Origin of the sequence: Streptomyces sp. NPDC002176, from assembly GCF_044903645.1 — a bacterium.
Taxonomy (GTDB): domain Bacteria; phylum Actinomycetota; class Actinomycetes; order Streptomycetales; family Streptomycetaceae; genus Streptomyces.
In genome coordinates, this window is the sequence record NZ_JBJDQW010000003.1 from 312,761 (window position 1) to 334,982 (window position 22,222).

Here is a 22,222-nt window from a genome sequence, read left to right on the forward strand (position 1 = left end):
TTCCGTCACCTGCCGGGGGTCGGGGTGGTGGGGGCGGAGCGGAGGGCGCCGCCCGGCGCGGGAGTCGTGACGGCCGGAGTCGCGGCTGCGGGGCTCGCCGGGGCGCCGGTGGGTGTGCCGCTCGGCGTCGCCGGGGCGGGGCTCGGGGCGGCGGTCAGCGCCTCGGGGGCGCGGGGGCCGGTGAGCACGGCGGAGCGCGGGGCGGCGCTGGGGACGCCCTTGACGCTGCCGTCGGGGCCGAGGAAGGCGGGGTCGCCGCCGGGGACCATGCCGAGTTCGCGGGCGCGGCGCTGGAGGGCGTCGGGCGCGGAGTAGGCGTCGATGTCCCGCTGGAGGGCCTGTTCCTCGTCGGTGAGGCTCTTGGTCCGGCGCTGTATGTCGTCCAGCTCGAACGACCCTTCGCTGAGCGCGGAGTTGAGCACCAGCAGACCAAGGAGTCCGCCGCCGAGGAGCAGGACGACGAGGAGGACGAAGGGGGTGCGGGCCGCGCGGGCGCGGCCCGCGGGGATGAGCCGGGCGAGCCGGGCCGCCCTCCCCCGAGGTGCGGGCTTGCTGCTCACTGTCCCTCCCGGCGGGTGCGCGTGCCCGGCCGGTCCCGTTCGTTCACTCGGCGTCCTCCCTGATGCGCTCGACACCCCGGAACCTGGCCGGGGCGGCCCGGCGGTTCTCGGCGATCTCCTCCTCGGTGGGAAGTTCGGCACCACGGGTGAGGAGCTTGAGCCGGGGCTGGTAGCGCTCGGGCACCACGGGCAGTCCGGGCGGGGCGGTGTTGGCGGCACCGGCCGCGAACACCTGCTTGACCAGCCGGTCTTCCAGCGACTGGTACGACAGCACCGCGATGCGGCCGCCGACCGCGAGGGCCTTCACGGCGGCCGGTACGGCCCGCTCCAGTACGGAGAGTTCGCCGTTGACCTCGATGCGCAGGGCCTGGAAGGTGCGCTTGGCCGGGTTGCCGCCGGTGCGCTTGGCGGCCTGCGGGAGGGCGTCCCGGATCAGCTCGACCAGGCGGGCGCTGTTGGTGAACGGCTCCCTCTCGCGCTCGCGGACGACCGCCGAGACGATCCGCTTGGCCTGCTTCTCCTCGCCGTACGCGCGCAGGATGCGGACCAGTTCACCGGCCGGGTAGGTGTTGAGGACCTCGGCGGCGCTGATGCCGGTCGTCTGGTCCATGCGCATGTCGAGCGGGGCGTCCTGCGCGTAGGCGAAGCCGCGGTCGGCCTCGTCCAGCTGCATGGAGGAGACGCCGAGGTCGAACAGGACGCCCTGGACGGACGGGATGCCCAGGCGGTCGAGGACCTCGGGGAGTTCGTCGTAGACGGCGTGCACGAGGGTGGCGCGGTCGCCGTAGGGGGCGAGGCGTTCGCCGGAGAGGCGGAGGGCTTCCTTGTCCCGGTCGAGGCCGATCAGCCGGGCCTCGGGGAAGCGGGCCAGCAGCGCCTCGCTGTGGCCGCCGAGGCCGAGGGTGCAGTCGACGACCACCGCTCCCGGCCGCTCCAGGGCGGGCGCCAGCAGGTCCAGGCACCGCTGGAGCATCACCGGGACGTGTCGACTCTCGGTCAAGGGGGCCTCTCAGTTCCGGCGGGCGGTACGCACCGCCGGGTCCCCGCCCGCTCCGTGAAGGGGAGGCCCGCCGGCGCCGGAAGCGTCGGCCGGCCGGGAGCGGGAGGAGGCCGAGCCGCACGTACGCGCCGCGCACGCGGGGAGACGGTCCGGGCGGATGCCGGGATCTCCGGGGGTTTCACCAGCGGGAAGAGCCGCGCCTCCCGCTTCGCGTCACTTTAGTCCACCCTGTGTCGCGGTCAATCAACCGGCCTGCGCGTCGCGTACGGCTTCACGGGCGGCCACTCGATTCGCCGGGATTCACCCGTCCGGCGGAGGTTGGCGCTCCGTGTGGGTTAGCTCACAACAAGCCACGATGTCGTTCTTTGTGGCCGTCCACAGCAGGCCGCGCACACCGGTGACCAGTAACGTCGGGTCCATGACGACTTCCGCAGCAGTTCCCACCGGGTCCGACGGCGCCATGACGGGTGGCGGCAGTGTGACGGACCGCCTGGTCGACGCCAACGAGACGTATGCGAGCGAGTTCACCGACCCGGGCATGGACGCGCGTCCGGTGCTTCAGGTGGCCGTGGTCGCGTGCATGGACGCCCGCCTCGACCTGCACGCCGCGCTCGGCCTGGAGCTGGGCGACTGTCACACCATCCGCAACGCGGGCGGCGTGGTCACCGATGACGTGATCCGTTCGCTGACCATCAGTCAGCGCGCGCTCGGCACCCGCAGCGTGGTCCTGATCCACCACACCGGATGCGGCCTCGAGTCCCTCACCGAGGAGTTCCGGCACGAGCTGGAGATGGAGGTCGGCCAGCGCCCGGCGTGGGCGGTGGAGGCGTTCCGGGACGTGGACCAGGACGTACGGCAGTCGATGCAGCGGGTGCGGACCTCGCCGTTCCTGCTGCACACCGATGACGTGCGCGGCTTCGTCTTCGATGTGCGGACCGGTCTGCTGCGCGAGATCGACCCGGCCGGGGACGGTTCCGCCGCGTCGGCCTGACACCCTGGCTCGCCCCCTGTCCAGCCCTGTGGACGGGGGGGCGAAAGGGCCGCAAGCCCGGCATCCCGGGGGCAGTTGTCCACAGGCGGTGACACGAATCCGTAACGGCGGCAAGAATGCGGGTGTGACGGCGCGCGGCCTGGTCCGCGCGGCGTCGCAGTTCCGGGGTGGGCCGGTCGCGCTCGCGTGTACAGGCCCTGGGTGATGAGGGCCGAGGAGGGCCGGGTGACGACCTATGACGATCGGGCGAGCCAGGGGGGCGTCCCCGCTCGAACGGAGTCGGGGGCGGGGCGGGATCTGACCGCCACCGCGGAGCGTGTCCGCGCTTCGGTGGAGGAAGTGATCGAGGGCAAGCCCGAGGTCGTGCGGCTCGCGCTGACCGTGCTGCTCGCCGAGGGGCATCTGCTGATCGAGGACGTCCCGGGCGTGGGCAAGACCATGCTGGCCAAGGCGCTGGCACGGTCCATCGACTGCTCGGTGCGGCGCATCCAGTTCACGCCCGACCTGCTGCCCTCGGACATCACCGGGGTGTCCATCTGGGACCAGCGGGAGGGTGACTTCGAGTTCAAGCCGGGTGCGATCTTCGCGCAGATCGTGATCGGCGACGAGATCAACCGCGCCTCGCCCAAGACCCAGTCGGCGCTGCTGGAGTCCATGGAGGAGCGGCAGGTCACCATCGACGGCCACAGCTATGAACTGCCCAGCCCCTTCATGGTGGTGGCGACGCAGAACCCGGTCGAGATGGAGGGCACGTATCCGCTGCCCGAGGCCCAGCGCGACCGTTTCATGGCCCGTGTCTCCGTCGGCTATCCCAGTGTCGAGGCCGAGCTGCGGATGCTGGACGTGCACGGCGGGGCCTCCCCGCTCCAGGACCTGGAGCCGGTGGCGCACGCCCACGAGATCGTGAAGCTGATCGAGACGGTGCGCGCGGTGCACGTCTCGGAGGCGGTGCGGCGGTACGCGGTGGAGCTGGTCGCCGCCACCCGCGTCCACCCCGATGTCAGACTCGGCGCCTCCCCGCGCGCGACGCTGCATCTGCTGCGCGCGGCGAAGGCGTCCGCCGCCCTGGAGGGCCGGGAGTACGCGCTGCCGGACGACCTCCAGACGCTCGCCCCCGCCGTCCTGGCCCACCGTCTGCTGCCCACCTCTGAGGCGCAGCTGAACGGCCGGACGGCCGAGGACGTGGTGCGGGAGATCATCCAGCACACCCCCGTGCCCACCACCGGAAGACAGAGCGGCTTCGACGGCCTGGACGTCTCGGCGGCGTATCCCCCGCGGCGGCCGCGGCCCACCAGGGGTATGTGATGTCCGACGGGGGGCGGGGCGGGGTGCGCGCGACGCTGTCGGGGCTGACCACCCGCGGGCGCTCCTTCCTGGCCGCCGGGATCGCGGCCGCGATCTGCGCCTATGTGCTGGGCCAGGACGATCTGCTCCGGGTGGGCCTGCTGCTGACGGTGCTGCCGCTGATCTGCGCGCTCGTCCTGCACCGCACCCGGCACCGGGTGACCGCCGAGCGGAGCCTGGCTCCCGCGCGGGTACCGGCGACCGGCGAGGCCCGGGTGCGGCTCCGGGTGGACAACGTCTCCCGGCTGCCCACCGGGCTGCTGATGCTCCAGGACCGGGTGCCGTACGTGCTCGGGCCCCGGCCGCGTTTCGTGCTGGACCGGATCGAGCCGGGCGGTCACCGCGAGGTGTCCTACCGGGTGCGCTCCGACCTGCGCGGCCGCTATCGGCTCGGGCCGCTCCAGGTGCGGCTGAGCGACCCGTTCGGGATGTGCGAGCTGACCCGGTCGTTCTCGGCGTACGACACGCTGACGGTGCTGCCCCGCGTGGAGCCGCTCCCGCCGGTCCGCTTCGGCGGGGAGGCGCTGGGGCACGGGGACGGGCGGCAGCGTTCGCTGGCGCTGGCCGGGGAGGACGACCTCATCCCGCGCGGCTACCGGCACGGCGACGACCTGCGCCGGGTGCACTGGCGCTCCACCGCCAGGCACGGCGAGCTGATGGTGCGCCGCGAGGAGCAGCCCCAACGCTCGCGCTGCACGGTGCTGCTGGACACCCGTGGGGTGGCCTACGAGGGCGCGGGCCCCGGCTCGGCCTTCGAGTGGGCGGTGTCGGGGGCGGCCTCGGTGGTGGCGCATCTGCTGGAGCGGGGGTTCTCGGTGCGGCTGCTGACGGACTTCGGGGTGACGGTGTCCGGCGAGGGCGGTTCGGGCCATGAGCGGGCGGCGGCGGCCGCGCTGATGATGGACACCCTCGCGGTGATCGACCACTCCGACGGCACCGACCTGGCGGGCGCGTACGACGTGCTGCGCGACGGGCACGACGGGCTGCTGGTCGCCTTCCTCGGTGATCTCGACGCCGGGCAGGCGGCCTCGGTGGCGCGGATGCGCCGTCGCGGCGGCGCGGTCGCCTTCGTGCTGGACCCGGACGGCTGGACGCGCGAGCCGACGGCGGTGCGGGAGCCGAACGATCCGCTTCCCCAGCGGCTGCGGGTGCTGCGCGAGGCGGGCTGGACGGCGCTGGGGGTGCCGGGCGGGGCGTCGCTGGAGGAGCTGTGGCGGCAGGCGGACCGGGAGCGGCCGGGTCCGGCCGCGCTGAGCGGGAAGGCACGGGCATGAGCGGGCGGGCACGACTGGCGCTGAGCGCGGCGGCGGCCACACTGATGGCGTCCTGCGCCCTGTTGCCGCTGGTCGACGGGCCCAGCTGGCTGCTGCTGTCGGCGCTGCTGGTGGCCGTGCAGGCGGGGGTGGGCATCGCGGCCCGGCGGATTCCGCTGGCCCGGTCGCTGACGCTGCCCGCGCAGCTGCTGGTGACCCTGATGCTGCTGACGCTGGTCTTCGCGCGGGGCGCGGCGCTGGGCGGGCTGCTGCCGGGGCCGGACGCGTTCCTGCGGTTCGGGGCGCTGTTCGGGCAGGGCGCGGACGATGTGAACCACTACGCGATCCCGGCGCCGGTCACGGACGGCATCAGGCTGCTGCTGGTCGGCGGGGTGCTGCTGGTGCATCTGCTGGTGGACACCCTCGCGGTGACCTTCCGGCGGGCGGCTCCGGCGGGGCTGCCGCTGCTGGCGCTGTACTCGGTGGCGGCGGGGCTGTCGGACGGGGGCGCGGACTGGCTGTGGTTCCTGGTGGCGGCGGCCGGTTATCTGATGCTGCTGCTCGCGGAGGGCCGGGAGCGGCTCGCGCAGTGGGGCCGGGTGTTCGGCGGCGGCCCGCGCGCGAGTGCCCCGGCGCCCGGGGTGACGGCTCCGGCGCGCACCGGCCGCCGGATCGGCGCGCTGGCCCTGGGGGTGGCGCTGGTGGTGCCGCTGGCCCTGCCGACGCTGCACGGCGGCCTGCTGGGCGAGGCGGGGTCGGGCGTCGGCGCGGGCAACGGCCGGGGCGGCACGATCTCGGCCGTGAACCCGCTGGTCTCGCTGCGGGACAGCCTGAACGTGCAGGACGACCGCCAGGTGCTCTCCCTGCGGCCCAGCTCCGGCGAGGTGCCGGACATGTATGTGCGGATAGTGTCCCTGGACGACTTCGACGGCACCGACTGGAAGCCGTCCCAGCGGCACATCGCGGAGGTGCCGGGGATCTTCCCGGCCCCGGCGGGCCTGAGCGACGACGTGCGGCGGTCCACGCTGCGCACGGTGATCACGGCCGCGGACTGGTACGCGCAGGACTGGCTGCCGATGCCGTATCCGCCGAGCGGGGTCAAGATCGACGGCAACTGGCGGTACGAGCCGGTCGGGATGACGCTGGTGGGTGATCACGGCCAGACCACGCGGGGCAAGACGTACCAGGTGACCAGCCTGGATCTGCGGCCGACCGCGCGGCAGCTGGCCGACGCCCCGAAGCCGCCGGCCGCGCTGGAGCGGGAGTACACCCGGGTACCGGCCCGGCTGCCGGACGTGGTGGCGCGGACCGCCGAGGAGGTCACCTCCGGCGCCCGTAACCACTACGAGGAGGCGGTGCGGCTCCAGGACTGGTTCTCGGTGGAGGGCGGCTTCCGGTACGACACCGAGGTGCAGGTGGGCCGGGGTGCGAACGCGATCGCCAACTTCCTCAAGAAGAAGGAGGGGTTCTGCGTCCACTTCTCCTTCGCCATGGCGGCGATGGCCCGCACGCTGGGGATTCCGGCCCGGGTGGCGGTCGGCTTCGCGCCGGGCACGCCGCAGGGCGACGGTTCGGTGTCGGTGAGCCTGAAGGACGCGCACGCCTGGCCGGAGCTGTACTTCGAGGGCGTGGGCTGGACCCGGTTCGAGCCGACGCCGACGCGGGGCACGACCCCGGCGTACACCCAGTCGGACAGGCCGAGCAGCGCGCGTCCGGACCGGGAGCTGCCCTCGCGCGGGGCGTCCAGGGAGCCTTCGGCGGCGGCGACGCGGGGTGAGAGCTGTGCGGCCGAGGACCGGTCGGGCGCGTGTGCCGATCCGTCGGCGGCCGTGGCGGCGCCGGGCGGCGGCGGGGGTCCGTCGGGTGGGCTGTGGGCCGCGCTGGTCGTGCTGGGCGCGCTGGCGCTGCTGGTGCTTCCGCTGGCGCCTCTGCTGTGGCGGACGCGGGTGCGGGCGCGTCGGCTGGACGGGCACTCCCCCGACCCGGCCGGGCGGACGCTGGCTGCCTGGCGGGAGCTGACCGACAGCGCCTGGGACTTCGGGGTGATACCGGACGACTCACTGACCCCGCGCGGCTCGGCGGCCCGGATCGTGCGGCTGGGACAGCTGGACGGGGAGGCCGGGGCCGCGGTGCACCGGGTGGCGGCCGCCCTGGAGCAGGTGCTGTACGCCCCGGAGCCGGGATCGGCGCCGGACCTCGCCAAGGACGTGCGCCGGGTGATCGCGGGGCTCGCGGCCCCGGTGGGCCGGGGCGCCCGGCTGCGGGCCCTGTTCGCGCCGCGCTCGGCCCGGCGGGTGCTGTGGTCGGCCCAGGACCGCTGGGCCGCCCTCCGGGTCCGGGCGGCGGCACTGCGGCCGGTGCGCGGGGAAGCTTGACGGAGCCGGACACGGCCGAGGGGGTGACCACCGGAATCGGTGGTCACCCCCTCGTACGAAAGCTGGGGAGTCCGGGGGCGGGTTCAGTGGCCCTGTTCGTCCCGGCGGCGCTGCCAGCGGTCCTCGATGCGTTCCATGACGGTACGTTTCCGCCGGACGGGGCGGCGCCTGGTGTGGCCCTTGGGATGTTCGCCCGGCTTGGGGGCCTTGCGCCAGCCGGTGACGGCGAGCACGGCACAGCCGAGCATCACGAGGAAACCCACGACGCTGATCCAGATCAGCTGGGCGACCATACCGGCCATGAGGAGCGCGATACCGACGAGGAAGCCCGCGACCGCCTGGTAGACCCGGCGCCGGGTGTACGTCCGCAGCCCGTTTCCCTCAAGCGCCGACGCGAACTTGGGATCTTCGGCGTACAGCGCTCGCTCCATCTGCTCGAGCATGCGCTGCTCGTGCTCCGAGAGCGGCACGGAGTCCTCCTCATCGTGCAGTCGCCGGGGCGACTCTGGGGGGTCCTTTCAGGATAGGCAGGGAATCGCCCCCGTGAAACCCGCCCCTCTGCGCCATCTGGCCAACCGGTCCGTCAGGGTGTCCCGGCTCGCTGAGGCTGTCATTCCCCGGCGGCCGACCCGTCATGCCGGTCGGTGTACCTCGATCATACGGCGCAAACCCCTCGATCGGGGGGCTTGTGGCGTACTCCATCTGCCGTCGCGCCCCTGATCAGCGGCGTGTCCCACGGGGCGGGTTCAGTCTCCGGTGCCCTCGACGGGCCCGCCGGGCCCTTCGGTCACGCGGGTCTCGCCGAGCACATGGACCTGGGTGGCCACGGCGTGGAAGGCGGGCAGCTCCGCCACGGCGGCCTCCAGCCGCAGCAGCGCGTCCAGCGCGCCGGGCTCGGTGTCCACCAGGACGCCGGGCACCAGGTCGGCGAAGACGCGGACGCCGTGCACGGCCGCGACGCGCAGGCCCGCACTCTCGACCAGCGCGGTGAGCTGTTCGGGGGTGAAGCGGTGCGGGACCGGGTCGCCCTCGCCCCACCGGCCGTCCGGGTCGGCCAGGGCCTGCCGGGCCTCGGTGAAGTGCCCGGCGAGGGCGCGGGCCAGCACGGCGCCGCCGAGGGCCGCGGCGAGCAGGCTGAGCACGCCGTCGGGGCGCAGCGCGGCCACCGCGTTGCCGACGCCCTCGGCGGGGTCGTCCACGTACTCCAGCACCCCGTGGCACAGGACCGCGTCGAAGCCGCCGCGCTCGACCACGTCGAAGAGGCCGTGGGCGTCGCCCTGGACACCCCGGACCCGGTCGGCGACGCCCGCCTCGGCGGCCCGGCGCTCGAGGGCGAAGAGGGCGTTGGGGCTGGGGTCGACGACGGTGACGCGGTGGCCGAGCCGGGCGACGGGCACGGCGAAGTTGCCGCTGCCGCCGCCGGTGTCGAGCACGTCCAGCGAGTCCCGCCCCGTGGCCTTGACGCGGCGGTCCAGGGCGTCCTGGAGGACGTCCCACACCACGGCGGTACGGAGAGAGGCGCGGGGGCGCGTCGGGTCCGGCACGGCTGTTGACTCCTCGGCACGGCACCGCCCGTTGCCCGGCGGCGCGATGGGGGCCTCCCCCGGCCGGTCGCGAGAGGTGCGCGGCGGGTGGAGACGTAAGGCGTTCCCACCCTATGGCCTCGCCCGCCGCGCCCGGTCACCCCCGCCGGTCGCGGCGCCCGGCGTCTCGCCCAGCGGACGGGAACGCGCCGGTCCGCCGCCGGTCAGCGCGGGTCACGGGGTCTCCGCACGCGGCCGGGGCGCCACCGGCCGGAGGGCGAGCAGCCGCTCGACCAGGCGCAGGAACATGCCCACGTCGCGTATCAGGTCGTCGGCGTCGCGGGCGCCCACCGCGCCCCGGATACCGGCCTGGGCGCGGGCGCGGCGGTCGGCGCCGGAGGCGAACAGGGCGCTCCACTCGGTCAGCTCGGGCGCCAGCTCGGGCAGCACCTCCCAGGCGGGGCGGATGCGGGCCCGGCGACGCGCGGTGGCCTCGGGCCGCCCCCGGACGGCGAGGACGGCGGCGGCCGCGCGGAGGGCGGCGAGGTGGGCCAGGGCGTACCGCTCGTTCGCGGTCTCCATGGCGGTGGCCTCGTCCAGCGTGGTGTGGGCCTGGGCGAGCAGGGCGACGGCGGCGGGCGGTGCCGTGGACCGGCGGAGCACGGGGTGGACGTCGCTCGCGGCGGCAGCCGCTGACGTGCTGGTCATGACGAGCCTCCTGTCGTCCGGTGACGGCACGGATGCCGTATGCCCACATCGTGCGGTATGCCACTGACAATCCGTTCCGACCTGCTGTTTCACCCCAACTGCGGCCGGATTCGGGGGCTTCGGGGAACACCTGTGGGGCATCCGGGCTTGGTCACGCACGCCTGTTCGGGCATACTTTTGAACTGACCAGTCAGTTCAAAAGTGGTTCCGGGGAGAGGCGGGGGCTTGTGCACGGCGTGGACGTCACGGCCGGGGGGTTCGGACTCAAGGGGCCACGGGGGTGGGCCTTCCGGGACATCGCCTTCGAGGCCGAGCCGGGTTCGCTGATCGCCGTCGAGGGACCGTCCGGCTCCGGCCGTACGTGCCTGCTGCTCGCGCTCACCGGGCGGATGAAGCCGACCGGCGGCCAGGCGGCCGTCGGCGGTCTCCCGCTCCCCCGGCGCATGGGGGCGGTGCGCCGGATCAGCGCGGTGGCCAACGTCGCCGGGGTGACCGACCTGGAGCCCGCGCTCACCGTGGGCGAGCATCTGCGCGAACGGGCGCTGCTGCAGCGCCGGTTCGGCGACTCGCTGCGCGAGGCGCTGCATCCGCGCCCGCAGCGCACGCACGAGGCCCGGCTGCGCGCGGACGCGGCGCTGGCCGCCGCCGGGCTCGACCTGGACGAGCTGCCGAAGGGCTCGCGCACGGCCGTACGGGACCTGGAGCGGCTGGAGGCGCTGCGGCTGTCCGTGGCGCTGGCGCTGATCGGCAGGCCCCGGCTGCTGGCGGTGGACGACGTGGAGCTGAAGCTCTCGGCGGCCGAACGCACCGAGGTGTGGGACCTGTTGCGCTCGCTGACCCGCACCGGGACGACCGTCCTGGCCGTGTGCCGCACCGCCCCCGACGACTGCGTCACCGTCTCCACGGAGCCCGCCGAAGCCGGGCCCACCCAGGAACAGCCCACCCAGGACGCCCCCCGAGAGGAGGCCCCCGATGCGCTCACCGAGGCTGGCCGCGCTTGAGCTGCGCCGGTTCGGCCGGGGCCGACTGCCCCGCGCCGCGCTGGTCGCGCTGCTGGTGCTGCCCCTGCTCTACGGCGCCCTGTACCTGTGGTCGTTCTGGGACCCGTACGGCCGCCTGGACCGCGTCCCCGTGGCCCTCGTCAACGAGGACCAGGGCGCTACGGCGGGCGGGAAGAAGATCCGCGCCGGTGCCGACATCGTCAAGGGCCTGCGCGAGCGGCGGACCTTCGAGTGGCACGAGGTCGACGCGGCCGAGGCCCGGCGGGGTACGGAGGACGGCACCTACTACCTCTCCCTGACCCTCCCGGCCGACTTCAGCCGCCGTGTGGCGTCCAGTTCCGGTGACTCCCCGGAGACCGGCGCGCTCCAGGTGCGCACCAACGACGCGAACAACTACATCGTCGGCCAGATCTCCCGGACCGTGTTCGCCGAGGTCCGCTCGGCCGCGTCCACCAAGACCTCCCGGACCTTCCTGGACCGGATCTTCATCGACTTCTCCACGCTGCACGACAAGACCGAGACCGCCGCCGAGGGCGCCGACAAGCTGAAGAACGGCCTGGGCAGGGCGGAGAAGGGCGCCCGGAAGCTCGCGGACGGGCTGAAGGAGGCGAACAGCGGCAGCGGCAGGCTCGCCAAGGGCCTGACCAGGCTGGACAGCGGCGCCGGTGACCTGGAGGACGGCTCCCGCCAGGTCGCGGCGGGCACGCAGACCCTGGCCGCCAAGGTCGACGGGGCGTACGCGAAGGCGGGCCCGTTCCTCCAGAAGAACGGGCGGACGATCGGCGCCACCGCCCGCCTGGTCTCCGACTCGGCCCGCACGGTGCAGGACAACCTCGACACCCTGGTCCGGCTCGCCCCCGGCGCCGCGAAGACCGCGCACGCCTCCGCAGCCGTACTGGACCAGGTGCACAAGGCCCGCTGCGAGACCCCGCCCGTGCCCGACCCGGCCTGCCCGGACCTGGCGAAGGCCCAGCGGGCGGCGGACGACGTGGCCGACGTGGCCGACGACCTGAACAAGGTCGTCGCCGCCCAGGGCGGTGACCTGACGACCATGCGGAAGAACCTCACCACCCTGCGCCAACAGGCCGACGCCCTCGCCGAACGCGCCCCGCACCTGCACCAGGACGTCGCCGACGCGGTGGCCAGGATCGACAAGCTGAACGCGGGCGCGAACGCCGTCGCCGCCGGAGCGAAGAAGCTGCACACCGGCCTCGGCACCGCCCGGTCCGGCGCGGACACCCTGCACCAGGGCATCGGCACCGCCGCGTCGGGCGCCCAGACCCTGGACAGCGGCCTGTACAAGCTGGTGGACGGCTCCGAGCGGCTGGCGGACGGCCTGCACACGGGCGCCGGGAAGATCCCCGACTACGACGAGCGCGCCCGCGACCAGCGCACCGGCGTCATGGCCGACCCGGTCCGGCTCTCCTCCGCCGACCTGCACCAGGCACCGAACTACGGCACCGGGTTCGCCCCGTACTTCATCCCGCTGTCGCTGTGGGTCGGCGCGATGGTCGCGTACATGCTGATCCCGCCGCTGAACCGGCGTGCCCTGGCGGCCGGTGCCCCGTCCTGGCGGATCGCGCTGGCCGGATGGCTGCCGGTGCTGGCGGTGGGCGTGCTCCAGACGGCGGCGCTGCTGTCCGTACTGCACTTCGGCATCGGCCTGGAGATGGCTAGGGCGGCCGGGACGACCGGGTTCCTGTTCCTGGTCACGGCCTGCTTCACGGCGATCGTGCAGTGGCTCAACGCCCGTTTCGGCGCGGCCGGCCGCATCCTCGTGCTGGCGCTGCTGATGCTCCAGCTGACCTCGGCGGGCGGCACCTACCCGGTACAGACCAGTCCGGGCTTCTTCAACGCCATCCACCCGTATCTGCCGATGAGTTACGTGGTGTCGGCGCTGCGCAGGCTGATCACCGGCGGCGGGCTCGGCCCCGTGTGGCAGGCGTGCCTGGTGCTGACGGCGTTCACCGCGGGCGCCCTCGCGCTGACCGCGCTCACGGCCCGGCGCCGCCAGGTGTGGACGCTGCAGCGGCTGCACCCGGAGCTGAGCCTGTGAGCGCGGGCGCGGCGGAGGCGGCCCGGCGACCCGGCGCACCTGTGAGAATCGGTGCCATGGAAAGCACCAGCGCCACGCCCGCGGGCAGCACGCGCCGCGAGGCCACCCGGCAGAAGCTCTACGAGGCGGCCGTCACCCTCATCGCCGAGCAGGGGTTCTCCGCGACCACGGTGGACGAGATCGCCGAGCGCGCCGGGGTGGCGAAGGGCACCGTCTACTACAACTTCGCCAGCAAGTCGGTGCTCTTCGAGGAGCTGCTGCGGCACGGCGTCGGACTGCTCACCGCCTCGCTGCGGGAGGCGGCCGAGCGGACCGCCCGCGAGGGCGGCGGCGGGGTGGACGCGCTGGACGCGATGGTCCGCGCGGGCCTGGTCTTCATCGACCGCTACCCGGCCTTCACCCAGCTGTACGTGGCCGAGCTGTGGCGCACCAACCGGGCCTGGCAGTCGACCTTGATGGTGGTACGCCAGCAGGCCGTGGCGGTGGTCGAGGAGGTGCTGCGCGAGGGCGTGGCGGCCGGGGAGTTCAGCGACGAGATCGACGTGCAGCTGACGGCGGCCGCGCTGGTCGGCATGGTGCTGGTGGCCGCGCTGGACTGGAAGGCGTTCCAGCCGGAGCGCTCGCTGGACGACGTGCACTCCGCGCTGTCCCGGCTGCTCCAGGGGCGCGTCAGCGGGCGCTGAGCCGACAGAGCGCGCGAAGGGCGCCGGACCGCGTCAAGCCGGTCCGGCGCCCTCGCTCTCCCCCGTACTCCCCCGTACGGTTCCCACCGCGGTCCCCGTGGCCATCACGGCCACGGCCCCCTGTCTCGCTTCCGCCGACGGATCGGCGGAAGGAGCGGCCGCGGGCGGGCCCGTTCCGCCGCCCCGTGTCGGCGGTGCCGGGCCGCGCCCCCTGGCCGTGCCTCCACTCTCCCCTCCGGGCGACCCTCGGCCCATCCGTGCGGCTACTCATCCGCACGTCTAGGTACGGGTACTCACCACCCCGCGTTCGGACCCGGGGGAGCACTGTCAGTGGTGGTCGGTAAAGTCGCGGTCATGGCACGGATTGCGGTGATCGGCGCCGGGATGGGCGCGCTGGCGGCGGCCGCCCGGCTGGCCGTCGCGGGCCACCGGGTGACGGTGTACGAGCGGACGGACACGTACGGCGGCGCGGTGCGCCGCTTCGAGCGGGACGGGTTCGCCTTCGACACCGGCCCCGGTCTGCTGCCGCTGCCCGCGGTCTGGCGGGACCTGTTCCTGAAGACCGGCAAGGAGCCGCTGGAGGACCTGGTCGGGCTGGTCCAGGTCGATCCCTCCGCCCGGCACGTCTTCGCGGACGGCACCGCGGTCGCCGTCCCCAACGCCTCGCGCGCGGGCGTCGTCTCGGCGCTGGACGAGGCACTGGGCGCCGGAGTGGGGGACCGCTGGGGCGACTTCCTGGTGCGGGCCCGCGAAGCCTGGGACCGCACCCGGCGCCCCCTGCTGGAGGAGCCGCTGTGGCCCAACTGGCGGGTGCTGGCGGAGCGCGAGCCCTATCCGGCCGTCCCGCACAAGCGGCTGCTGCGCACCCGCCGGGCCACCACCCTCGCCGAGGTCGCCGACTGGGAGCTGCGCGACGACCGCCTGGGGGCCCTGCTGACCGGCCACGCCCTCGCCCACGGCCTGGACCCGCGCACCGCCCCGGCGAGCGCGGCCGTCCTGCCGTACCTGGAACACGCCTTCGGCACCTGGTACGTACGCGGCGGCATCCGGGAGCTGGCCCGCGCGGTGTACGAGCGCTGTGTGCGGCGCCGGGTGGAGTTCGTGTTCGGCGCCGAGGTCACCGGGATCACGGTGAGGGACGGCCGCGCGGCCGGCGTCGAGCTGGCCGACGGCACGGTGGCGGACGCCGACCATGTGGTCGCCGACGTGGACCCGGCGCTGCTGGCCCGCCTGACGGACCGCCCGCTGGACGGCACCGGCGATGTGCGCCCAGGGGAGCGCGGCTCCGCCCGGCTCACCCTGCTGCTGGCGCTGAAGGGCGCCCGGGAGGCGGGTGCCGCGCACCGGACGGTCGTCCACGCCCCGGACGCGGAGGCCGAGTTGGACTTCCTGGCGAACCCGGGCGGCGATCCGCTGCCCGTCCCGACGGTCACCGTGCTGCGTCCCGACGACCCGGCGCTGCGCCCGGACGACGCCCATGAGTCGGCCGTGGTGTGGGCGACCCTGCCCGCCGGGTCGGCCGTGGACGCGGGCCACGCGGAGATCCTGCTCGACGCCGCCGCCAAGGCGATCCCGGGCCTGCGTGACCGCCTGCTCTGGCACGAGATCCGCACCCCGGACCACAACTCGGCCGAAACGGGCGCCCGTCACGGCGCGGTCCCGGCCCCCTCACTCGCGGCGGGCGACGGCGGTCTCCTGCACCCGGCCAACTCCACCCGCCTGCCGGGCCTGTACCGGGTCGGTGGCTGGTCCCACCCCGGCGGCGGGCTGCCGCACGCGGGGATGTCGGGGGCGATGGTGGCCGGACTCATCGTGGAGGGGCCCGAGTTCCGGGGGTCGACGTGAGCCGCTCTCAGTAGCGGTACTGCTCGTCGTAGCCGGTGTTCTGCTGCTGGGTCTGGCCCTGGTAGGGGTACTGCTGCTGCTCCGGCGGGAGTTCGCCGTTGTAGGTCTCGTCGGTGCGCTGCTGCGGCACCCACACCCCGCCCGCCGGGGTCTCGCCCTGGGCACCGGTGCCGTACGCGTCCTGGCCGTAGGTCTGCTGGGCGTAACCCTGCTGCGCGTAACCGGTGTTCTCGTAGCCGCCCTCGTAGCTCTGCGTGGCGTACGGGTCCGCGTAGGCGGGGTACGCCTGCTGGGCGCCGGTGTCGTAGCCGCCCTGGGCGTAGCCCTGCTGGTCGTAGCCCGAGTAGTCGTAGGCGTACGCCTGGTCGGTCTGCTGGGGCTGGGGCTGGGCGGGGGTGCCGTCGCCGTAGACGCCGTAGCTGCCGGTGTCGTCGGGCATGGGCTGGGGTTCGTAGACCGAAGTGGTCTCGGCGGTGGTGGGGTCGGGGCGGACCGGGGTGAACACGTCGTCGCGGTCGTAGGCGTCGTCCCCGTCGTAGGCGTCGTAGCCGTCGGTGGCGTAGGCCGCGGTCTGCGGGCCGGGGTGCTCCTGGCCGAAGTCGGCGGACTCGTCCGGGTCGGGGGCGCCGAGGACCGGGTCCTGGCGCTCGGCGCGGTTGCGGCGGCGCCTGGTGACGGGGCCCGCCTCCTCGTCCTCGGGGCGCTTGACGGCCCAGCCCGCCGCGAAGCCCTTGCGGAACGACAGCGTGACGTAGGTCTGCCCGACGGCGAACGCGATGGCGCCAAGACCGATCACGATGACCGACGGCATCAGCACGCCGACCACCACACCGAGGAACCCGGTGAAGGCGAGCAGCCGCCAGCGCAGCCGTGCCTTGTACTGCAGCAGCACCTCGCCCAGCAACCACAGCGCGACGATGCCGAACGCGATGTAGAGGACCGTCCAGCCCATGTACGCCCCTCTCCCGATGACCGTTACGCAGTGTGTCGCATCGCGGTGCGGCCGGTCTAGGCCCGCGGGGGGTGGTGCAGGCCCAGGTTCTCGTAGATCTCCAGCGTCGCCGTGGAGTTGTTCAGCGTGATGAAGTGCAGTCCGGGCACTCCCTCGGCGAGCAGCCGAGCGCAGAACTCCGTGGCGAAGTCGATGCCCAGGGAGCGTACCGCCGCCGGGTCGTCCTTCGCCGAGAGGATCCGCTCTTTCAGCTCGGGCGGGAACAGCGCGTTGCTCAGCTTCGGCAGCCGTTCCAGCATCTTCACGCTGGTGACCGGAAGGATCTCCGGAATGACGGGGGTTTCGCAACCCGCGGCCTCGACCCGGTCGCGCAGCCGGAGGTAGGACTCGGGCTGGAAGAACATCTGGGTGACCGCGTAGTCGGCGCCCGCACGGCACTTGTCCACGAAGTGGGCGACGTCGGTGTCCCAGTCGGCGGAGCGCGGATGCATCTCCGGGAAGGCGGCGACGCCCACGCAGAAGTCCCCCGACTCCTTGATGAGGCGCACCAGTTCGGCCGCGTAGGTCAGCCCCTCGGGGTGCGCTACCCAGTCGCCCATCGGGTCGCCGGGCGGATCGCCGCGCACCGCGAGCATGTTGCGGATGCCCGCGTCCGCGTACTGGCCGATGATGTTGCGCAGTTCGGCCACCGAGTGGTCGACGGCGGTGAGGTGCGCGACCGGGGTGAGCGTCGTGTCGACGACGATCTGCTGGGTCTCCTTGACCGTGGTGGCACGGGTGGTGCCGCCCGCGCCGTAGGTGACGGAGACGAAGTCGGGGGCGACGGCCTCGACCCTGCGCAGCGCGTTCCACAGGTTGCGCTCGCCCTGAGGGGTTTTCGGCGCGTAGAACTCGAAGGAGTACGCCGTCTTGCCGGTGGCGAGGATGTCCCGGACGGTCCGGGCGCGATCAGTCCTGGTGGATGCGGTTCCGAGGGCCATACCCGCAGGTTAGCCACGGGTGGGCGGCGACCCAACCGGGCACCGGCGATTTGGCCGAATTGCCGGGCCCTTGTCCATCCCTTGGGACGGTTCCGCTCAGTTTTCGCGCAGCCGCTTGGCGAACTCGGCCGCCGCCGCGCCCGGATCGTCCGCGGCCGTGAGCGCGCGGACCACGACCACCCGGCGGGCGCCCGCGTCGAGCACCTGGTCCAGATTGGTCCGGTCGATGCCGCCGATGGCGAACCAGGGCCGCTCGGTGTTCAGGCCCGCGGTGTACCGGACCAGGTCGAGGCCGGGGGCGTGGCGGCCGGGCTTGGTGGGGGTGGGCCAGCAGGGGCCGGTGCAGAAGTAGTCCACGCCGTCCTGGACGGCGGCCGCGGCGGCCTCCGTCTCGGAGTGGGTGGAGCGGCCGACGAGGACCCGGTCGCCGAGGATCGCGCGGGCGGCGGGCACCGGCAGGTCGCCCTGGCCGAGGTGGAGCACGTCGGCTCCGGCGGCGTGGGCCACGTCGGCCCGGTCGTTGACCGCGAGCAGCTTGCCGTGCCGGGCGCAGGCGTCGGCGAACACCTCCAGGTGGGCCAGCTCCTCGGCGGCCTCCATGCCCTTGTCGCGCAGCTGGACGATGTCGACACCGCCGGCCAGGACCGCGTCCAGGAACTCGGCGAGGTCGCCCTGCTCCTTGCGGGCGTCCGTGCAGAGGTAGAGCCGGGCGTCGGCGAGGCGGGCGCGGGCGGTGTCGGGCATGCGGTGGGTCCCCCGGTGGTTCGGTGTGCGGGTCGTGCGTGGGGGCGGCGCCCGGCCGGGCGCCGCCCTGGTGGGTCAGCCGGCCAGTGCCTGGGCCCGGCGCTTCACCTCCGTGCCGCGGTTCTCGCTGAGGGCCTGCGCGGGGGTGCCGGGCAGGGAGGAGTCGGGGGTGAAGAGCCATTCGATCATCTCTTCGTCCGTGAACCCGTTGTCGCGCAGGAGCGTCAGGGTCCCGGTGAGGCCCTTGACGACCTTGTCCTCGTCGATGAAGGCGGCGGGGACGTGCAGCGCCCGGTTCTCACCGCGGCGTACGGCGATGACTTGGCCCTCCTTGACCAGCTGCCGCACACGCGTCACCTCGACATCGAGCATTTCGGCGATGTCGGGGAGGGTGAGCCAGGCGGGGACAAGAGCGTCGATCTTGGTGTCAATCTCGGTCACGACACCTAGCCTGCCATCCCCCACCGACAGTCGGTAGTCGGGCCACTCCGCGCGCGGGCCCCCGGCCTACTCGACGACGGCCTGTTTCAGCGGGAGCGCGGGGTCGGTGAGGGCCTCGGCGTCCATCAGGCGGCCCGCCTCGATCAGCCGCCTGCCCTGGGCCAGGTCGCGCGGACGGCCCACCGCCAGCAGGGCCACCAGACGGCCCTCGCGCAGCCAGCACACGGACCAGGCGGGGTCGGCGGGGTCACCGCGCCACACCGTGCGGTCGGCGGCCGCGTGGTGGCCCGCGTACTGCACGAACCGCCCGAACTGCTCGGACCAGAAGTACGGCACCGGGTCGTAGGGCGCCGCCTCCTCGCCCAGGATGTCGGCGGCGACCGTACGGGGGCCCTGGAGGGCGTTGTCCCAGTGGTGGACGAGCAGCCGCTCGGCGTAGCGGGCCGAGGGGAAGGAGGTGCAGTCGCCGACCGCGTACACGTCCTCGGCGGAGGTGCGCAGCCGGTCGTCGGCCAGGACGTCGCCGTGCGGGCCGAGGGCGATGCCGGAGCCGGTCAGCCAGCCGGTGGCGGGGTGGGCGCCGATGCCGACCACGACGGCGTCGGAGGGCAGCCGGGCGCCGTCGTCCAGCACCACCGCGCCGGGTTCGACGGCGGCCACGCGGACGCCGGTGCGCAGGGCGACGCCGCCGTCCTCGTACCAGGCGGTCATCGGGGCGGCGACCTCGGCGGGCAGGGCACCGGCCAGCGGGCGGTCGGCGGCCTCGACGACGGTGACCGCGCAGCCCGCCTCCCGGGCGGCGGTGGCGAACTCGGCGCCGATCCAGCCCGCGCCGACGACGACCACGTCGTGCCGCGCGGCGAGCACCGGGCGCAGCCGCTCGGCGTCGTCCAGGGTGCGCAGCAGATGCACACCGGGCGTCTCGTCGGTGCCGGGCAGCCGGACGGGTTCGGCGCCGGTGGCGAGGACCAGCACGTCGTACGGGACGGGGCCCGTCGCGGTGTCCAGTTCGTGGTCGGCGGGGCGGACGCCGAGCGCCTCGCAGCCGAGCCGGAGGTCGATGTCGAGCGAGGCGAAGTCCACGTCGAAGGCGGAGCCGTCGGCGGTGCCGAGGAGGATGGCCTTGGACAGCGGGGGCCGGTCGTACGGCTGGTGCGGCTCGGCGCCGATCAGGGTGACGGGCCCGGTGAAGCCCTGTTCACGCAGGGCGACGGCGGTCTGCACCCCGGCCATGCCCGCCCCGACGACGACCACGCGCCGTTCCTGTGCCGTGCCGTCCGGAGATGTCTGCTCGCTCACCTGATCACCTTAGGTCACTGACTCACCGTCAGTCAGTGCGCGAGCGCACCGACCTCTTCCACCACACTGGTGCCCGCACCCGGCCCGGATTCGCGCTCCGGCCGGACCCGGGCCGTGCTCTCTTACGGCTGAGCTGGGCGGGCGGCTAGGCTGGCCACCGTAACTGCACTCGCGGGAGCCCGGACGCACCGGGCTGAGAGGGAGGCTGGCGGCCTCCGACCGTACGAACCTGATCCGGGTCATGCCGGCGAAGGGAGGGGCGGGATGCCCATGCCGTCACGTACGTCCGAACCGTCCAGCACCCCGGACGTCCTCGTCGTCGGGGGCGGGATCATCGGCCTGGTCACCGCCTGGCGCGCGGCCGGGCGGGGGCTCACCGCGGCCGTGGTGGACCCCGATCCCGGTGGCGGGGCCGCGCGGGTCGCGGCCGGGATGCTGGCCGCGGTCACCGAGCTGCACCACGGCGAGGAGGGGCTGCTCGCCCTCAACCTGGCCTCCGCGCGCCGCTATCCCGAGTTCGCCGCCGAGCTGGCCGAGGCCACGGGGCACGACCTGGGCTACCGCCGCGCGGGCACCCTCGCCGTCGCCTTCGACACCGACGACCGCGCCCAGCTCCGTGAGGTGCACGAGCTGCAGCTCCGGTGCGGGCTGGACTCCCAGTGGCTGTCCGGGCGGGAGTGCAGGCGGCTGGAACCGATGCTGGCGCCCGGTGTGCGCGGCGGGCTGCGGGCCGACGGGGACCATCAGATCGACCCCCGGCGGCTGGCGGCCGCGCTGCTGACCGCCTGCGAGCGGGCCGGGGTGGCCTTCCACCGCTCCTGGGCCGCGCGGCTGGACGTGGCCGGGGACCGGGCGACCGGGGTCACCACGGCGGACGGCACCGCGCTGGCCGCCGGTCAGGTGGTGCTGGCGGGCGGCAGCCTCAGCGGGCGGCTGGAAGGGGTGCCGGAGGCGCTCGTACCGCCGGTGCGCCCGGTGAAGGGGCAGGTGCTGCGGCTGACGGTGCCGCCCCGGTACCGGCCGTTCCTGAGCCGTACCGTGCGGGCCGTGGTGCGCGGCGGGCCGGTGTACCTGGTGCCGCGCGAGAACGGCGAGCTGGTGATCGGCGCGACCAGCGAGGAGCTGGGGTACGACACCACGGTCACCGCGGGCGGGGTGTACGAGCTGCTGCGCGACGCCCATGAGCTGGTGCCCGGCATCACCGAGCTGCCGCTCACCGAGACCCTGGCCGGACTGCGTCCCGGCTCCCCCGACAACGCCCCGCTGCTCGGCCCCTCCGGCCTCGACGGCCTGCTGCTGGCCACCGGGCACTTCCGCAACGGCGTGCTGCTCACGCCCGTCACCGGGGACGTCATGGCCGACGTGCTGTGCGGCGGGGGCCTGCCCGAGGTGGCCCGCCCGTTCTCGCCGCACCGGTTCGCCGCCCCCTCCCCCACCCTGGAGCACTCCGCATGAACATCTCCGTCAACGGCGAGCGCCGCGAGGTCGCGCCGGGCACCGCCCTGGACGCGGTCGTACGTGTCCTCACTCCGGCGCCGTCCGGGGTGGCCGCCGCCGTCAACGAGACCGTGGTCCCGCGTACCCGGTGGGCCGAGACCGGCCTCGCCGAGGGCGACCGGGTCGAGGTCCTCACCGCCGTGCAGGGAGGCTGACCGTGACCACCAAAACCACCGACCCCCTGGTCCTCGGCGACCTGACCCTGGACTCCCGGCTGATCATGGGCACCGGAGGCGCCCCCAGCCTGGACGTGCTGGAGCGCTCGCTGATCGCGTCCGGCACCGAGCTGACCACGGTGGCGATGCGCCGGGTCGACCCCGGAGCGCACGGCTCGGTGCTGTCGGTGCTGGAGAAGCTGGGCATCCGCGTCCTGCCCAACACCGCGGGCTGCTTCACCGCCGGAGAAGCGGTGCTGACCGCCCGGCTGGCCCGTGAGGCGCTCGGCACCGACCTGGTGAAGCTCGAGGTGGTGGCGGACGAGCGCACCCTGCTGCCGGACCCGGTGGAGACGCTGGACGCGGCCGAGACCCTGGTCGACGACGGCTTCACCGTGCTGCCCTACACCAACGACGACCCGGTGCTGGCCCGCAGGCTCCAGGACGTGGGGTGCGCGGCCGTGATGCCGCTGGGCTCCCCGATCGGCTCCGGGCTCGGCATCCGCAACCCGCACAACTTCGAGCTGATCATGGAGCAGTCGTACGTCCCGGTGATCCTGGACGCGGGTGCCGGTACGGCGTCCGACGTGGCGCTGGCGATGGAACTGGGGTGCGCGGGTGTGATGCTCGCCTCGGCCGTCACCCGGGCGCAGGACCCCGAGACGATGGCCACGGCCATGCGGCACGCCGTGCACGCCGGGTACCTGGCGCGGCGGGCCGGACGCATCCCCCGCCGCCATTTCGCGCGGGCGTCGTCCCCCGCCGAGGGGCGCGCGGACCTCGATCCGGAGCGCCCCGCGTTCACTTCGCGGGAC

Annotated in this window: 20 protein-coding genes, 1 pseudogene and 1 riboswitch; of the genes and pseudogenes, 11 read left to right on the top strand and 10 right to left on the bottom strand. The window is 74.2% G+C overall.

All coding sequences use genetic code 11. The annotated features are described in order from the left end of the window. Positions 1-5 precede the first annotated feature (5 nt). Complete coding sequence (locus tag ACI2LY_RS15205; protein WP_404707546.1) at positions 6-560, bottom strand: septum formation initiator family protein; 555 nt, start codon at positions 558-560, stop codon at positions 6-8. 43 nt (positions 561-603) lie between these two features. Continuing rightward, the gene (rsmH, locus tag ACI2LY_RS15210) at positions 604-1,560 is read right to left on the bottom strand and encodes a 16S rRNA (cytosine(1402)-N(4))-methyltransferase RsmH (RefSeq protein WP_404707547.1); all 957 of its coding nucleotides are present in this window, start codon (positions 1,558-1,560) and stop codon (positions 604-606) included. A 418-nt stretch (positions 1,561-1,978) separates the two neighbouring features. Here rsmH and ACI2LY_RS15215 point away from each other — a divergent pair, with 418 nt between their 5' ends. The 4 genes from ACI2LY_RS15215 to ACI2LY_RS15230 all read left to right on the top strand — a co-directional run bounded on the left by ACI2LY_RS15215 (position 1,979) and on the right by ACI2LY_RS15230 (position 7,523). Beyond that, entirely contained in the window at positions 1,979-2,551 is a 573-nt protein-coding gene (locus ACI2LY_RS15215) for a beta-class carbonic anhydrase (protein WP_404707548.1), read from the top strand. A 225-nt stretch (positions 2,552-2,776) separates the two neighbouring features. After that, positions 2,777-3,856 carry an AAA family ATPase gene (locus ACI2LY_RS15220; protein WP_404707549.1) on the top strand — a complete coding sequence of 360 codons (1,080 nt, stop codon included), beginning with the start codon at positions 2,777-2,779 and terminating at the stop codon, positions 3,854-3,856. Next, complete coding sequence (locus ACI2LY_RS15225; RefSeq protein ID WP_404707550.1) at positions 3,856-5,169, top strand: DUF58 domain-containing protein; 1,314 nt, start codon at positions 3,856-3,858, stop codon at positions 5,167-5,169. Before ACI2LY_RS15220 ends, ACI2LY_RS15225 begins: the two co-directional genes overlap by 1 nt. After that, positions 5,166-7,523 (top strand): DUF3488 and DUF4129 domain-containing transglutaminase family protein, encoded by a 2,358-nt coding sequence (locus tag ACI2LY_RS15230; protein ID WP_404707551.1) that lies wholly within the window; start codon positions 5,166-5,168, stop codon positions 7,521-7,523. Before ACI2LY_RS15225 ends, ACI2LY_RS15230 begins: the two co-directional genes overlap by 4 nt. 83 nt (positions 7,524-7,606) lie before the next feature. Here the strand turns inward: ACI2LY_RS15230 and ACI2LY_RS15235 are convergent, their stop codons facing one another. The 3 genes from ACI2LY_RS15235 to ACI2LY_RS15245 form a co-directional block, all read right to left on the bottom strand. Next, positions 7,607-7,993, bottom strand: a complete 387-nt coding sequence (locus ACI2LY_RS15235; protein WP_161147224.1) for a DUF3040 domain-containing protein — start codon at positions 7,991-7,993, stop codon at positions 7,607-7,609. Between the two features lie 276 nt (positions 7,994-8,269). Beyond that, the gene (locus ACI2LY_RS15240; protein ID WP_404707552.1) at positions 8,270-9,067 is read right to left on the bottom strand and encodes a class I SAM-dependent methyltransferase; all 798 of its coding nucleotides are present in this window, start codon (positions 9,065-9,067) and stop codon (positions 8,270-8,272) included. Positions 9,068-9,280: 213 nt separating this feature from the next. Beyond that, positions 9,281-9,754, bottom strand: coding sequence for an SAV_6107 family HEPN domain-containing protein (locus ACI2LY_RS15245; protein ID WP_404707553.1), 474 nt, complete (start codon positions 9,752-9,754; stop codon positions 9,281-9,283). Positions 9,755-9,981: 227 nt separating this feature from the next. Between ACI2LY_RS15245 and ACI2LY_RS15250 the strand changes: the two genes are divergently transcribed. The 4 genes from ACI2LY_RS15250 (at position 9,982) to ACI2LY_RS15265 (ending at position 15,339) form a co-directional block, all read left to right on the top strand. Then, positions 9,982-10,755, top strand: coding sequence for an ATP-binding cassette domain-containing protein (locus ACI2LY_RS15250; protein ID WP_404707554.1), 774 nt, complete (start codon positions 9,982-9,984; stop codon positions 10,753-10,755). Then, positions 10,727-12,811, top strand: a complete 2,085-nt coding sequence (locus tag ACI2LY_RS15255; RefSeq protein WP_404707555.1) for a YhgE/Pip family protein — start codon at positions 10,727-10,729, stop codon at positions 12,809-12,811. The genes ACI2LY_RS15250 and ACI2LY_RS15255 overlap by 29 nt, the downstream gene beginning before the upstream one ends. Positions 12,812-12,867: 56 nt before the next feature. After that, on the top strand, positions 12,868-13,494 hold the full coding sequence (locus ACI2LY_RS15260; RefSeq protein ID WP_393597110.1) for a TetR/AcrR family transcriptional regulator: 627 nt from the start codon (positions 12,868-12,870) through the stop codon (positions 13,492-13,494). A gap of 354 nt (positions 13,495-13,848) precedes the next feature. Further along, positions 13,849-15,339, top strand: coding sequence for a phytoene desaturase family protein (locus ACI2LY_RS15265; protein ID WP_404707556.1), 1,491 nt, complete (start codon positions 13,849-13,851; stop codon positions 15,337-15,339). Between the two features lie 7 nt (positions 15,340-15,346). Here ACI2LY_RS15265 and ACI2LY_RS15270 read toward each other — a convergent pair whose 3' ends face one another. From ACI2LY_RS15270 to ACI2LY_RS15290, 5 genes are all read right to left on the bottom strand, one after another. Continuing rightward, entirely contained in the window at positions 15,347-16,291 is a 945-nt protein-coding gene (locus ACI2LY_RS15270; protein WP_404707557.1) for a hypothetical protein, read from the bottom strand. A gap of 56 nt (positions 16,292-16,347) precedes the next feature. Then, complete coding sequence (gene metF, locus ACI2LY_RS15275) at positions 16,348-17,271, bottom strand: methylenetetrahydrofolate reductase [NAD(P)H] (RefSeq protein ID WP_388992460.1); 924 nt, start codon at positions 17,269-17,271, stop codon at positions 16,348-16,350. A 96-nt stretch (positions 17,272-17,367) separates the two neighbouring features. After that, positions 17,368-18,015, bottom strand: coding sequence for a thiamine phosphate synthase (thiE, locus tag ACI2LY_RS15280; RefSeq protein WP_404707558.1), 648 nt, complete (start codon positions 18,013-18,015; stop codon positions 17,368-17,370). 75 nt (positions 18,016-18,090) lie between these two features. Then, positions 18,091-18,456, bottom strand: coding sequence for an Rv2175c family DNA-binding protein (locus ACI2LY_RS15285; protein ID WP_361655097.1), 366 nt, complete (start codon positions 18,454-18,456; stop codon positions 18,091-18,093). A 66-nt stretch (positions 18,457-18,522) separates the two neighbouring features. Further along, positions 18,523-19,755, bottom strand: a complete 1,233-nt coding sequence (locus ACI2LY_RS15290) for an NAD(P)/FAD-dependent oxidoreductase (RefSeq protein ID WP_404707559.1) — start codon at positions 19,753-19,755, stop codon at positions 18,523-18,525. Between the two features lie 161 nt (positions 19,756-19,916). Next, positions 19,917-20,029: riboswitch (TPP riboswitch) on the top strand. Here ACI2LY_RS15290 and thiO point away from each other — a divergent pair. From thiO to ACI2LY_RS15305, 3 genes and pseudogenes are all read left to right on the top strand, one after another. Next, positions 20,020-21,210 (top strand): glycine oxidase ThiO, encoded by a 1,191-nt coding sequence (gene thiO, locus ACI2LY_RS15295; RefSeq protein WP_404707560.1) that lies wholly within the window; start codon positions 20,020-20,022, stop codon positions 21,208-21,210. Its footprint overlaps the riboswitch before it by 10 nt. Beyond that, on the top strand, positions 21,207-21,407 hold the full coding sequence (gene thiS / locus ACI2LY_RS15300; protein ID WP_030810212.1) for a sulfur carrier protein ThiS: 201 nt from the start codon (positions 21,207-21,209) through the stop codon (positions 21,405-21,407). The genes thiO and thiS overlap by 4 nt, the downstream gene beginning before the upstream one ends. 2 nt (positions 21,408-21,409) lie before the next feature. Next, positions 21,410-22,210: pseudogene (locus ACI2LY_RS15305) on the top strand (thiazole synthase); the annotation flags it as partial. Positions 22,211-22,222 lie beyond the last annotated feature (12 nt).